This window comes from Zobellia russellii (assembly GCF_044597075.1).
Taxonomy (GTDB): Bacteria; Bacteroidota; Bacteroidia; order Flavobacteriales; family Flavobacteriaceae; genus Zobellia; species Zobellia russellii.
Genome location: NZ_CP139000.1, coordinates 106,425 through 120,164, shown reverse-complemented (window position 1 = coordinate 120,164; position 13,740 = coordinate 106,425). Strand labels below are relative to the sequence as shown.

Annotated in this window: 8 protein-coding genes; 4 read left to right on the top strand and 4 right to left on the bottom strand. The window is 37.3% G+C overall.

What is annotated here, in order from left to right; all coding sequences use genetic code 11:
- Positions 1 to 29: 29 nt before the first annotated feature.
- The 4 genes from SJY45_RS00465 to SJY45_RS00450 all read right to left on the bottom strand — a co-directional run bounded on the left by SJY45_RS00465 (position 30) and on the right by SJY45_RS00450 (position 9,758).
- Entirely contained in the window at positions 30 to 1,838 is a 1,809-nt protein-coding gene (locus SJY45_RS00465; protein ID WP_215438801.1) for a RagB/SusD family nutrient uptake outer membrane protein, read from the bottom strand.
- A gap of 11 nt (positions 1,839 to 1,849) precedes the next feature.
- Complete coding sequence (locus SJY45_RS00460; RefSeq protein WP_400072881.1) at positions 1,850 to 4,948, bottom strand: SusC/RagA family TonB-linked outer membrane protein; 3,099 nt, start codon at positions 4,946 to 4,948, stop codon at positions 1,850 to 1,852.
- 693 nt (positions 4,949 to 5,641) lie between these two features.
- Positions 5,642 to 6,238, bottom strand: a complete 597-nt coding sequence (locus SJY45_RS00455; RefSeq protein ID WP_400072880.1) for a helix-turn-helix domain-containing protein — start codon at positions 6,236 to 6,238, stop codon at positions 5,642 to 5,644.
- The gene (locus SJY45_RS00450; RefSeq protein WP_400072879.1) at positions 6,216 to 9,758 is read right to left on the bottom strand and encodes a two-component regulator propeller domain-containing protein; all 3,543 of its coding nucleotides are present in this window, start codon (positions 9,756 to 9,758) and stop codon (positions 6,216 to 6,218) included. Before SJY45_RS00450 ends, SJY45_RS00455 begins: the two co-directional genes overlap by 23 nt.
- Positions 9,759 to 10,043: 285 nt before the next feature.
- On the opposite strand from SJY45_RS00450, the gene SJY45_RS00445 reads away from it, so the two are divergent.
- From SJY45_RS00445 to SJY45_RS00430, 4 genes are all read left to right on the top strand, one after another.
- On the top strand, positions 10,044 to 10,742 hold the full coding sequence (locus SJY45_RS00445) for a GNAT family N-acetyltransferase (protein ID WP_400072878.1): 699 nt from the start codon (positions 10,044 to 10,046) through the stop codon (positions 10,740 to 10,742).
- 392 nt (positions 10,743 to 11,134) lie between these two features.
- Positions 11,135 to 11,872: a DUF3891 family protein gene (locus SJY45_RS00440; protein WP_400072877.1), complete on the top strand. Its 738-nt coding sequence runs from the start codon at positions 11,135 to 11,137 to the stop codon at positions 11,870 to 11,872.
- Positions 11,873 to 12,274: 402 nt separating this feature from the next.
- Positions 12,275 to 13,120, top strand: coding sequence for an SDR family oxidoreductase (locus tag SJY45_RS00435; RefSeq protein ID WP_400074277.1), 846 nt, complete (start codon positions 12,275 to 12,277; stop codon positions 13,118 to 13,120).
- 128 nt (positions 13,121 to 13,248) lie between these two features.
- Positions 13,249 to 13,707, top strand: a complete 459-nt coding sequence (locus tag SJY45_RS00430) for a DUF2383 domain-containing protein (protein WP_400072876.1) — start codon at positions 13,249 to 13,251, stop codon at positions 13,705 to 13,707.
- Positions 13,708 to 13,740 lie beyond the last annotated feature (33 nt).

The window sequence follows — 13,740 nt, the reverse complement described above, 5'->3', positions numbered from 1 at the left end:
GTTATTGTCTAGTGGTGAAATAGTTTTAATTACCAACCTGGGTTTTGCGGAAAACCTTCATATATTTCTGTGTCGTTTTTAGGGAAAGGCAACCAATAGTGCTTATCCTCAAAAACTTTGGTTCTTAAGACCCTTTCTACAAAATTTATGGGTTTACCTTCGGCATTACGGTCAAAAATTATTTCTGTTTTAAGCTTATATTTTTCTTGAGTGCCCAATTTCCATCTTCTAACATCCATCCAACGATGAGATTCATAAGACAGTTCTACAGCCCTTTCCCTTCGTATTTCGTCCATAAAAGCATTATCACTAACAAGGTATTCCGGCTTTACATTTAAGCTACCATCCGGAACTGCGCGCTCTCTAATTCTGTTAATGGCATCAAGTGCGGATAGTTCAAACCCTTGTGGCTTTCCATTGATTCCGTAAGCCACCAAAGCAGCTTCCGCATACATTAAATACACATCTGTTAACCTCACATGAAGACGCCATGCAAATACACCTTGATTGTCAAAATTGTTGAATCCCACCGGAAACCATTTTTTGGCTACATATCCCGTTCTAGATCCATTTCCTTTGTTAGGATAGCGGTGTGCACCTTCCCTAAAAAACTGGGCATAACGATGCACTTCGTTTTCACCGGTTGCGGCACCAAGGTTCTCCACCATTTGATCTCCATCTAAAACAATCCATTTGTAAAGTCTTGGGTCTCTATTCTCCCAAGGATTGGCCGGGTCATAGAGAGGGCTATCCTCACAGGACAATCCATCGCTCATTCCAAAATTGTCCTCAATATAATTGTGGGTAGGGAACGACGCTAGGTTATTTTGACCAATTGCCCCCAACTGCCAATTCGTAGACAGAAAACTTTGAAACCAGCCTACAGAACCTGCCTGGCTAAAAATATACTCCGAAGAATAGGGATATCTACCTTGTGTTGAATAGAAAACACTTTCATACTCATCCCAAGGTGTAAGGCTGTATCTAGACATTTTAAGTACCTCTGCAAAGGTATCCGCAGCACGTTTTGCCAATTCTACGTCATAATCATACGTACTACTACTATTTTGCATGAGCGGACTAGCTGCATAGAGCAAGTTCTTTGCTTTTAAGGACAAGGCGGCTCCTTTTGTAAGCCTGAACATATTTTCTCCTCTTGATTTTAATCCGGGCTCAAAATCAGGGTCGTCCCAATCAACCGGTAATAAATCAACAGCTCTTTGAAAATCCTCGTCTATTTTAAGAGCAGTTTCGGACCATTCCGCAGGTCTCTCCAACTTCCAATCATCTTCAAGAACCTGGTCTATATATGGAATGCTTCCCCAAAACTTCATGATTTCATGATGAAAAAATGCCCTAAAAAAATACGCTTGCCCTAAAACCACATCTTTTTCTACCTGGTTGGCACCTGTCATTAGGCTGTCCGCATCGGCTATAACAATATTGGATTTACGAATACCCGCCCAGCTGCTTGGCCATAGTTTGGCCCTGTCAAAAGGCAATTCAGCATCGGTGTTGGTGTTACCATCAAACATACTTCCCGGACCGCTTCTTTGCCATTCCCAATATCGTCCTTCATCAATGGCATAATCAAACTGCCATGTATCAATACCAACCGCATCTTCTGCATAACAGTGAAAATGTTGCCAATGTGCCGCCGTACTGTAATCTACGATCATGGCATACATCTCTTCAACGAAGCCTTGGGCACTATCAAAATTTTTAAAGACTTCTTCCTTTGTAAGTTCTGTCTCTATTGATTTATCTAGGTAATCTTCACAAGAGGCGAATATTCCCAGAAAACATATTCCTATTACCAGTTTGAATATTTTACGCATTGTCTACTATATTAAAAGTTAATGTTCAGCCCTATGTTATATCTCTTGAACGTAGGGTAATCACCTCTATATTCAGAGGCCGTACTACCGGTGTTATCCTGTCTGTCATCAGGTAAATCTGACCAGTAGGCCAAGTCGTTACCGCTTACGTAAACCCTATAACTACTTCCGTTTTCGGTTTTAAAAGTATAAGCCAACTCAATATTTTTAAGTCGTACAAAAGAAGCATCGTACCAATTTCTATACGGATCGGTTGCCCCTCCCGTACCCAACCAAGCGGGAAGTACTTCTTCTCCATCTGGATTATCAACACTCCAATAATCAGATTTATACTCAAAGAATAGAGGGGTTTCTAGCATGAAGGTTCTATCCGTAAAATTTTTGGTAGCATTGTTCACTCCATAAAACTGAACCATGAAGGATAGGTTCTTGTACCCAGTTCCCAACGTAAGGTTATAGGTATTCTGTGGTCTTACGGTATAACCAAAAGGAACCGCATCATCACTATTTACTACCCCATCTCCGTTATAATCTATTTCATCGTAGTAACCGGGGCGTCTGGTTTCTTGACTGTTCTCTTGAGGCGTTGCACCGTACACGTCGTCCCAAGACTGTAATATATCTCCCCTAATATTAACCCTAGGTTGACCAATAGCAAAACCTTCTTCTTTTTGATAGCTTTGCTTCAAAAGTGGGTCTTCTTTAAAAATAATCTCGTCTCTTGCCTTGGTAAAAGCGAAATTGGACCAGATATCCCAGTTTTGGGTCAACTGTTTTTTATAGTCCAAGGAAACCTCAATACCCTCAACCGTTGTCTCTCCAATATTAAAATCAGCAGGTTGAAAACCGAAGAAGCTAGGAACACTGCGGGAATCTGCCGGCACAATTATATCATGACGGTCCTCTTTAAAAACATCGACTTCTAAAGAAAGGCTATTTTTAAGAACCGATAGCTCAAAACCTATATTTGCTTTTTCGGACGTTTCCCATTGCAAGTTGGGGTTACCAATTATATCCTCCATTCTAAAGGTATATGGTGAACGCGTGCCGTAGGGACTTACATTATTTAAAAATGCACTACCTCCACTAGACCATTGTGACAGATAAGCCCACCTTTCTCCGGCACTATCATCTCCAACAACTCCGTAAGAACCTCTTATTTTAAACTTGTCCAACCACGTTGCCGATTCCATGAAGGGTTCATTACTTACCATCCATCCCAAAGCAACTGATGGGAACAGCTCAAATTTATAACCTGGCCCGTACTTCTCCGAACCATTGTAAGCTCCGTTTACATCAAGAAAATAGCGTCCATCGTAATTATATGTAGCACGTGCAACCCAATCCTCACGGTACCTCGGGAACATACTACCAATGGCATATTCTTCCCTGTTCATCAACATTAATATGGTGGTATTGTGCTTTTCAGCAAAGGTTTTATTGTAGTTTAATGAAAGCTGATAAAACAACCGTCTGCTTGTTTCCCAATCTTGTATGGTAAGCCCATTGCGTTCCCAAGGATTCAGTACAAAATCAAACTGATTTGTGCCTACCGGTGAAACCAGTTGAGCAGATCCGTCTTGGTCGTAAATCTTGTACACTACGTTATCTAAACCTCCAGGATTTTCCTCAACAACTCCGCCACCTCCTCTAAAATTGTTATCATAGGACAAACGCCCGGTAAAACTTAACCCATTTAAAAGGAAATCTAATTTTTGATCTAGGACAAAATCGCTGTTAACCTGTACCCTATGGTTTTTTGTTGAACCTTTTGCGGTTAGTATTACGGCAGGATTACTTAACTCAAAATTCTCTGTAATGGCCCTGCCGTAAGTACCGTCTTCATAAATAGGAGTGTATAAGTTTGGTGCCAATGAATAGATACTGCTGTACAACAATTGTGGGTCTGCCTGGTTAGAATTCTGAAGCCCATAGTAACCGGACAAGTTAACCGATAAACGAGTTGTAGGCGTAATATCAAAATCTATGTTGCTTCTATAATTAAATCTATCATAATTAAAGTTGGGCGCATAATCACGTCCGTTATTGAAACTTCCCGCATCAAAAATATCACCCACGTGCTGGTAAGAAAGTGCTCCAAAATATTTAACGGATTTTGTTCCTCCGGCAACAGAAAAATTAAGCCTATAATCTGTAGCAAAATCCTTTTGCATTACATCTACCCAATCTACATCTGGATAGATACTTCTCTCCAACTCGTTGGCCGGATTACGATATTTTTCAATAATATCTACGGGTGTATAATTTCTCCAAGCTTCTTCGCGAACGGGAACCGTTCTTTCAATGGCCTCGTTGGCCACCATTAAACTGTTATATGAATCGTATTTTTCTGGAATTCTAGACAATGTCTTTATTGCGGAACTTGCCGTAAGTGATAGTTGCGCTTTACCTTCCTTACCTCTTTTAGTGGTAATAAGTATAACTCCATTGGCTCCCTTTACACCAAATACTGCCGTTGCGGAAGCATCTTTAAGAACGGAAAGACTTTCAATATCTCCCGCATCTATATCATTCATACTACGCTCAATACCATCTACTAAAATAAGAGGTTGTCCTCCACCGTTCCATGAGCTTTGACCACGAATAAAAATTTGGGGAGATTCATCACCAGGTCTACCTGTTGAAGATACCGTAGTTACACCAGGCAAACGCCCGGTTAATGCCTGCCCTACCGTAGAAACACCACCAGACTGCATAAGGTCTGCCCCGGTTACCTGCGCAATGGACCCTACAACACTCTCTTTGGTCTGGGTACCATACCCCACAACTACCACCTCATCCAGTTCCGATGCCTCGGACTGCATGACAACGTCTATTTCTGTTCGTCCGGATACGTTAATGGTTTGTCTTGCATAACCTATATAACTGATAACCAATATTGCATCTTCCGGTACATTAATAGTATAGTTACCATCAAAATCTGTCATTACCCCATTTGTGGTTCCTTGTTGCAATATACTGGCACCAATAATTGGCAAACCGGTATCCGCTTCCGATATATTACCGGTTACCGTAATCTTACTTTGCGGGTAATCATTGGCAGAAAGAATAATAGGAGAAAGCAAAATAAACACTACTAAAACTCTCATCTTCTTTAATAAATGAAAACAAAATATAGACTGTTTTGTACAAGGAATCCGTTTTTTCATACCGCTATAATGTGGGTTGATATTTCTTAATTGAGCTTTGTATAATTATGGTTGGTATAACTTTTTATTATCATCAAAAAGTCCGGCTTTACTTAGACTTATTGAAACTGGTAAAACAAAGAGCTACTTGAAAATCATAAATAAATCCTAACGACTTTTCAAATTCACAATTGAACGTTAGATAATTGTTAATTTCCTGTTGTAAATGTTAAAAAAAAATCAAATAAACAAAAACAGGGATGATGCCACTAGCCTTTTATTTGTTGCAATTATTCCTCGTTTGATGCACATTGCAACATTTGTAATTTTTTGTGCAACATTTGTATTCTTGTCGAATAGAAAAACCGCATAACCCTGTCAATCTCATGAGTATTTGAACCGATAACATATGGATTTTAACGGAAAGGGTTATGGAAAAACTAAATAACCAGAGCTGATTTAAGTCTTTTAAAGAAGCTAATAGTACCTAAAAGAACACACTATAAAGTACAGTCAAGAAACAGGGTCCTAGTTTTGTTTCACACTCACAGAACTACTGCAACGGAACAAAATTTTTGCTAATAAAAAAATCCAAGGGGTTATTGTTACGAAAGATGCATTTACCCAGAAAAGGGGAAAATAGGCTATGAAGTTTTAGGCTTTGTTATTTTGCACATCCATAGGAGCTATTCCGAAATAATCCTTGAATCTTTGGGAGAAATAGGTTGTAGATGAAATACCAACTTTGGAGCAAACATCAGTCAGGTCTTTGTTTCCGTTTTCGAGAAGTTTTTTAGCTATTTGAAGTCTTTGGTTCCTAATAAATTCGTTAGCCGTTTGGTTGGTCAGTCCTTTTACTTTCCGGTACAACTGACTCCTACTCAAATTTAAATGTGAGGCCAACGACTCTACCCCTAAATTTGGGTTAGTGATGTTCTCATGAATATAATTCACCGCTTTTTCAACAAAAGCTTTATCCAAAGATGTAACACTGGTATCGTCTTGGATCTCTCCCATAGACTTAAAATATTTCTTGTAAATAACCTCCCTGCTATGAATGAGCTGTTTAAGATGTTGTTGTACCAATTTCATATCAAAAGGTTTCTCCAAGTAAACGTCCGCACCCTTTTCAATACCTGATATTCTATTATCCACCTTAGATTTAGCGGTAATCATCATTATGGGAATATGACTGGTCTTAATATCCGTTCGTATGGCTTCACAGAAATCATAACCGTTCATTTCGGGCATAACAACATTCTGTCATAATAACATCGGGCAGAAGTTCCAAAGCCAACCGTAAACCTTCTTTTCCGTTTTTTGCAATATGAATTTTGTACTGACTCTTAAACTCCGTTCTCAAATAATTTCGTAGTTCTGCATCATCCTCAACGATAAGTAAGGTTTTTGTTGTTTTTGTTGATGAAGGCTGACTATTTTCCTCGGGAACAAAACTAGATTTAACTAAACTTTGTTTTGGAAACGACACCCTATTGTTTTCGGTTAGAATTTCTGAAGCTTTAAAATGCGCATTTCCTAATGGAAATGAAACGTTAAAGGTTGTTCCCATATTCAGTTGGCTATTGACCTCTACATTGCCGCTATGGAGTTTCACAAAATTATGAACCAATTCCAACCCTATACCCGTACCGTTATAGAATCCCTTTTTGAAAGGTTCCGCTTGATAAAACCTTTCAAACAATTTATCCTGTTCCCCTTTCTTTAGACCAGGTCCCGTATCCGACACAGAAAACTCTACATGATTTTCTTTTTGTTCAATATTAACGTGAACGGAACCACCTTCTGGTGTAACCTTGAATGCGTTAGACAACAAATTAAAAATTATCTTCTCCAACATTCCTTCATCTGCCCATAGCCTAATAACATCTTGATTTGAACTTACCTTTAGCTCAATATGATTTGAAAAAGCTTCTTCTTTAAAATGGTCTACAATTCCTTTTACAAACGGTACAATATTTAGATTGCTGGCATGAATTTTAATTTTGTCGGATTCTAGTTTACTAAAGTCTAACAACTCATTGATCAAACGAATTAAGCGCTCCGTATTCTTATATATAGTAGCATGCTTGATTTTAAGCCTGCTAGAAAAATTAGTGTTCGGTTCGCTTATAATATCTCTAATAGGGTTCAGAATTAAGGTAAGCGGCGAACTAAATTCGTGGGCTACATTTGTAAAAAACTGAATTCTCTCCTTGTGTAATTCTTCCTCCCTTACCCTTTTTTGGCGTTCGTTTTCAACCTGCTGTTTGTCTATAATTCGCTTTTTTTCAAACTGCCTTAACAGCCCCAGCAAGGACAAAATAATAAGAGCATATACAAACATTGCCCAATTGGACTTCCACCAAGGAGGCAACACCTCTATGTATAGCTTCTTTGGAGTTTCACTCCACACCCCATCATTATTGGCCGCTTTTACCATAAATGTGTAATGGCCCGCATCTAAGTTAGTATAGGTAGCACTCCTTGCCTTACCCACAAAATTCCAATCGGTTTCATAGCCATCCAGATAATACGCATACTGGTTCTCTTCGGCTCGTGTATAATTTATTCCGGAAAATTCTATGGAGAATACGGACTGTTTACTGTTTAACGTAATACTATCCGTTTGTGAAAGCGCTTTTTCCAAAGGAGAACCTTCGGCCGCAGGCTGCACGGTTTCATTAAATAGTTTCAGTTTTTTGAGATAGACCTGAGGAGGTGTTTCCAATATATTTATGCCATTGGGATTAAAATAATCAATTCCTTCTGTTCCCCCAAAATATAACTTTCCATCATTGTCCTTATATAACGCATTCTTATTATAGTCACTAGAAACCAAACCGTCGTTTTTAGTGAACTTGGTAAATTCATTGGTTTTAGTGTCAAACAATACTAAGCCCGAATTACCATCCAACCATAAATTACCATTGGAATCGCCAATAATTCCGATAACGTTAGGCATACTTAAACCGTTTTCGTTATTATACCAAGTAGTAGAGCTATCCCGAGTGTTGAAACGCAATAACCCCATACCCCTAGTTCCTGCCCAAAGAATGTCTCCATCTGCATACAATGATACTATGTCATAATAGGTCAAATTTTCGGTCTTATCCGCAGATATAGAATTGTTCATACGTAACAGTTTATACGAGCCATCCGTATCTTTATCCAATTTGAACAGACCATTAGTTGTTGCTATCCAAATGGTATTTTGAGAATCTACTTCTACTTTATTTATATATTCCCCTGCCAAATCATGAAGCTCAAACGATGAAGGAGTTATATTGGTTTCATTTTTATCATTAAGTTGAAACGAATACAAACCCTGATTAAAGGTCCCAACCCAAATCTTACCGAAATCGTCTTCTGCGAAGCTCATAATAGCGCCGGAGCCTTTTCTGTTTCGTATGACAGGAAATTTGTAATTGACGAATTTTGTAGTTCCCTTTTTTAGAAAATAAAGACCTTTATCCCAACTACCAACCCAAATGTTCTGTTGGCTATCCATAAACAAAGACTGAATATAATCACTGGTCAAGCCCGTGTATTCTGAACGGACACCTGTATTGATATGTTTGAAATAGTTAGTTGCTTTATCCAGCACATCAATACCACCTCCATCCATTCCTATCCATAACTTACCATTATTGTCTCCAATAATTGAGGTTACCGAACTTATTTGCAATGAGTTGGACTTATTATAGATACTTTGAATTTCACTAAACTTATTGTGGAATTTATCATGGACTACAATACCTCTATTGTAAAAACCCATCCATATTCTTTGGTCTTCATCTACATACAAAGACCAAACAGAATTGGATAAAATACTTTTCTCATCATTTTTATCAAAGAGATAATGATGAATTACACCTCCATTTTTGTTTAGGCTATAAAGTCCGTCATTTTCCGTTCCAAGTAAAATCTCATCGTATGGCGATTCTGCAATAGCGAAGATGTTATTTGATGTAACCTTAAAATTATCTACAGCAGGTGTTTGGCTATCTGCAGACAACTTTACCCTATAAATACCATTAGAAATAGAGCCCGCCCAAATGGTATTATCCGAGTCTATAAACAATGACTGTATGCCCACGGCAATAGTCTTTGCCTCCTTTCCATCTCTGAATAGCGCAAAATCTACCCTCTTATTTCTTGGGTCTACCTCTAGAAGGCCACCACTGGTAGCGGCATAAATTACTCCAGAACTGGTTAACTTAATCTCATTTACGGCAAGATAAGTTTCTGAATTGGGGTTGTTAAAGGCTAATTCCTCAAGCTTTAATGTTTCAAGGTCCATGACATATACCCCTTGTTCCCCGGTTCCAACATACAGGTTGCCCTTACCATCACCTTGCAAACTTATAACCCCTATATTACCGTATTTTGAGTTCTCCTTGGAAATTAATGGTATATGACGAAATTCATCATTATCTCTATCATAGAGCGCAAGTCCAATATTAGTTCCTGCCCATAATCTATTGCGTTGATCTAAATAAGTACAGTATACGAAACTACTGTTCAACGTCTTATGATTAATATCCTTGGGCCTGTAAGAGACATAGTCCATTCCATCATAACGATACACACCCGATCCATGCGTACCTATCCAAACAAACCCGTTGTTATCTTGAGCAATGGTATGCACACCAACCTGAGAAATACCATCCTTAATCTTATAAAAATCTAATTTCTTTCTTTCATCTTGCGCCGTTACCTGCCAGCTTAATATGCTTACGAAGTATATATAAAATAGTAATCTTTTCCCCATAGAAACGAGTGTCCCCCTGTGTTTTTCAATAGTTATACGAGATAAGGATAACCACCTTTATCCGAAAAAAAGTTAAGTTAATAAAAAACCGTTCCAAGTAACTATATGTATATGTTAATTTGATAAATGAATTTGAACGAATAGAATTTAACGCTTTAAGATTGTTATCTGTAAATTCCAATGGATAAACTTTTTAGTGTTTAAAATTCTATTTCTTTCCGATAGACAGTGCGAGCAATCCCCAATTCCTTTATTTTTAACTTTTGTAAAAGTGAAGCGTATTAAATGGAAGATAAATTGAAGAATCCCGTATGGTATTCATTAAATGAAACACATTCACAATTTTCCCATGTGGGAGAAGGTATTGCTTTTTATAAACCAGACTATTGCCCGTTTGGCGGTGCCAACGCCATTGAAAAAGCAACGCAGAGCATTGTAGAATACAGCCAGCATATTAAACAATTCTTTGTGGTAGGTAGTCAACCATTACCATCACCTCTCTATACGCTGCAAAAAGAATATATCTGTGATCAAATGATTTTGAGAGCTCCAATTGATTTGAAACTAAAAAACCAAATAACATCCTTAACCAGTAATCTACAGAAGAACGAACTTTATGAGTTGGTTAGTTTGGTACAGCCAGGTTATTTTACAAAAAAAACTGCAGAATTAGGACGCTATTTTGGGATTTATAAAAACAATGTACTTGTTGCGGCGGCTGGTGAACGTCTACAAATGAATGATTTTACCGAGATAAGTGCTGTTGTAACCCATCCTGAACACACCGGAAACGGATATGCAAAAGAGTTACTTAAATATACTTCTGATATTATTTTTAAGTCAGGGAAAACTCCGTTTTTACATGTTTTGGAAATCAATACCCGAGCCATAGGTATATACAAATCATTGGGATTCCAGACACTCAGAAAAATGAGCTTTAATAATTTAATGGCGACTGATTCAAATCAACATAATTCCGATTAATTCCTAACAACACATGGTCCTTAAAACAATTTGAATAGACCCGTAATTTTTTGTTCTTACACCAAAATTGGGCCTTTACAGACCATGTATTCAACTCTAAATTCAAATGTTCTTAACCAGAAGGAAAGAGCTGCCATTTATTTAGTATTCCCAAAATTTGAAAGCTCTCAATAGAACCAACCCAAACAATTTTGCTAAACCATTAAAAGTGATTTGCTATATCTATTCCAAACAGAAATTATTTCTTTTGGGTCATAAGATTTAAGAATCAATTGCTAAAATTGACTGTTACTTGTTAGACAATTTTAATCAGAGTCTCACTATTTGCATACTAGAATATTTTGCTAGGTTTTAATATTACTAAGACTACTGAGAAAAGTAAATGAAATTTTATGATAGTAAAACACACATTAACAGGTTGGGAAATTATATCTCAATATGCTCATGGCCTTCTTGCTGGAAAGATAGCATCTCAATTAGAGACAAGCCTAACACAAAGTTTTTGGGTTGATGCCCTAACAGCTATTGTAGAGCATGATGACTATCTTTTAAATTTTGAAGAACATGATTATTTGACACAAAATGGTAGTCCTAAAGATTTTACAATGGATACTAATTCCCCTTCAGATGCTTTAGAACATGCTAAAAGAGTGTTTGAGAACTCCATGCAAAAATCTCAGTTAATCGCGCTTTTAATTGGCCGGCACCTATCCTTCCTTTATGAATCGTTAGCAGTTGACTACGAGCCTTTGAAGCAGTTCCTTTCAGAAATAGACTCTAAGCGCTCAACTCAAAGAAAACTCTATGCAATAACAAAAAAAACTGAAGACAAATTATATAATATATTGCTTTTTTCAGACCGCTGTTCCTTAATTCTAAGCCAAGACAAAATACCGGAAGTTGGTCGTAAAGTAGAAATCAATAAAACTATAAATAATGAAAGATACTATCTAAGGCAAAAAGAAGATAATTCCATTACCGTAGAACCTTGGCCCTTTAAATCCGATTTCTTTAAAGTCCATTCCGAATACAAAGTCTTGGATACACCTGTTTACAAGGACAACAATCACTTAAAGAAAGTACTTGCAAAGGCAGATTTTAAGATGCGTACTTATATCTTTAAAAAGTAATATACAACTGAAGACTTCCCCATTAAGCTATTTATTGATTTACAAGCTTAACCCTCATTTCCATTTATAACATAGGATTCCAAGAACCTCTAGAATGTTTCTATAATTTTTATTTAAGAAATTCTCTTATGATGGGTCTTTCGAGATTAAAATTCATTTGGGATATTTTCATATTGCATAAGGTTCATCCTATTTTTTCCCTTAATGTAAATTTAATTCTAGAAACGTAAAATTTTAAAATCACACAAAGATTATCTGTTGCTAAATTTCACTTTTATGGTTGTTTACACCAAATAATCTTCGCCAAAATATTGAATCATGGATATACATAAAAACGCTACTAACGCACATAATAATAATGAATCTAGAATTGATGATGTGGTCTCTACAATAGATGACCAAATGACCCTTGCCAAAGAAAAGCAATATAAGCAACCGGGCAACCAACATTCTATGGAAATAACACCCCAAACTATACGCAAGGATTATGAGGGGAGCAACAAATTAGAAGGAAAGGTAGCTATAATTACGGGAGGTGATAGCGGTATTGGTAAAAGTGCTGCAGTACATTTTGCACGAGAAGGTGCTAACGTTGCAATAGTTTATCTGGAAGAAGACCAAGATGCCAAAGAAGTGCAAAACACGGTTGAAGCAGAGGGAAAAAAGTGTCTTTTATTAAAAGGTGATGTACGTGACGAAGAATTCTGCAAAGAAGCTATAGAAAAAACAATTGAAGAATTTGGAAAAATTAATATCGTGGTCAATAATGCCGCTATGCAATTTCCTTCCGAGAACATAGATGATATTCTAACTAAGAATCTACATAAGACCTTTGAAACCAATATCTACTCCTATTTTTATATAGCACAAGCCGCAATACAACATTTAAAAAAAGGTGATGTCATCATAAACACAACATCCATAACGGCATACAGAGGGTCTGAACATTTAATAGACTATTCAAGCACGAAAGGGGCAATTGTTGCCTTTACCAGAAGCCTCTCCAAGAATTTGGCTGCAGACGGAATTCGGGTCAACGCTGTTGCTCCCGGACCAATTTGGACTCCGCTAATTCCCGCTACATTTGATAAGGAAGAACTAGAGAGCTTTGGCAAAGATGTTCCTTTAGGGCGTCCGGGACAACCTTCTGAGCTTGGGCCAGCATATGTATTCTTGGCATGTGAAGATAGTAGTTATATGACCGGCCAAGTGTTACATATTAATGGCGGAGAGATAATTGGGGGGTAATAGGTACACTATTTCCAGCGTACCTTTATCGGTTCAAAAAATTAAATATTAAGAATTACGCGCCTCAAAAATTGATGCGGGTCCAATTAAAATCTCTTCCTAAAGCTACAGAATGAAAGGGTAAAATTATGATGACAAAACTTGCTACAAAAACTCTTGATGGTCTTATCAATAAGAACATACAGGCCGAAAGAGTTTTTTTTATGGCGTCTAAAAAAGTAACTGCTGAGTCCCTGACCCAATGGTTTGATGTTAGAAAAAATGAAAGAAGAGATTTCAAAATAGAGCTCACCGAGGAAATGAACAGCTGTGATATTTCGGATAAAGATTTACAAAATATGGTGGAAGGTTTAGTATATAATTGGATAGATTTTAAAACTATACAAGCCGCAACTGACGATGAAACTATACTGAAAGAAGCTCTAAGAGCTGAAAAAGCAGCTGTGGATGAATATAATAGCATTCTTTCCAACACGAAATTACCTTCCAGAATTGTGGTGATTCTAAAAAAACATTGTGCAAAGATTGAATACGGGCTAGCTATTCTGAAAGAGCTTGACAGCATTCCGTTTCAAGAAGAATCTTAATTTTAAATATCAGAAAATATATGAACTGCCCTC

Bases quoted from the DNA above. Each gene is read 5' to 3' on its own strand.
- SJY45_RS00465 (WP_215438801.1), bottom strand. From the start codon at position 1,838: ATGCGTAAAATATTCAAACTGGTAATAGGAATATGTTTTCTGGGAATA.
- SJY45_RS00460 (WP_400072881.1), bottom strand. From the start codon at position 4,948: ATGAGAGTTTTAGTAGTGTTTATTTTGCTTTCTCCTATTATTCTTTCT.
- SJY45_RS00455 (WP_400072880.1), bottom strand. From the start codon at position 6,238: ATGCCCGAAATGAACGGTTATGATTTCTGTGAAGCCATACGAACGGAT.
- SJY45_RS00450 (WP_400072879.1), bottom strand. From the start codon at position 9,758: ATGGGGAAAAGATTACTATTTTATATATACTTCGTAAGCATATTAAGC.
- SJY45_RS00445 (WP_400072878.1), top strand. From the start codon at position 10,044: ATGGAAGATAAATTGAAGAATCCCGTATGGTATTCATTAAATGAAACA.
- SJY45_RS00440 (WP_400072877.1), top strand. From the start codon at position 11,135: ATGATAGTAAAACACACATTAACAGGTTGGGAAATTATATCTCAATAT.
- SJY45_RS00435 (WP_400074277.1), top strand. From the start codon at position 12,275: ATGACCCTTGCCAAAGAAAAGCAATATAAGCAACCGGGCAACCAACAT.
- SJY45_RS00430 (WP_400072876.1), top strand. From the start codon at position 13,249: ATGATGACAAAACTTGCTACAAAAACTCTTGATGGTCTTATCAATAAG.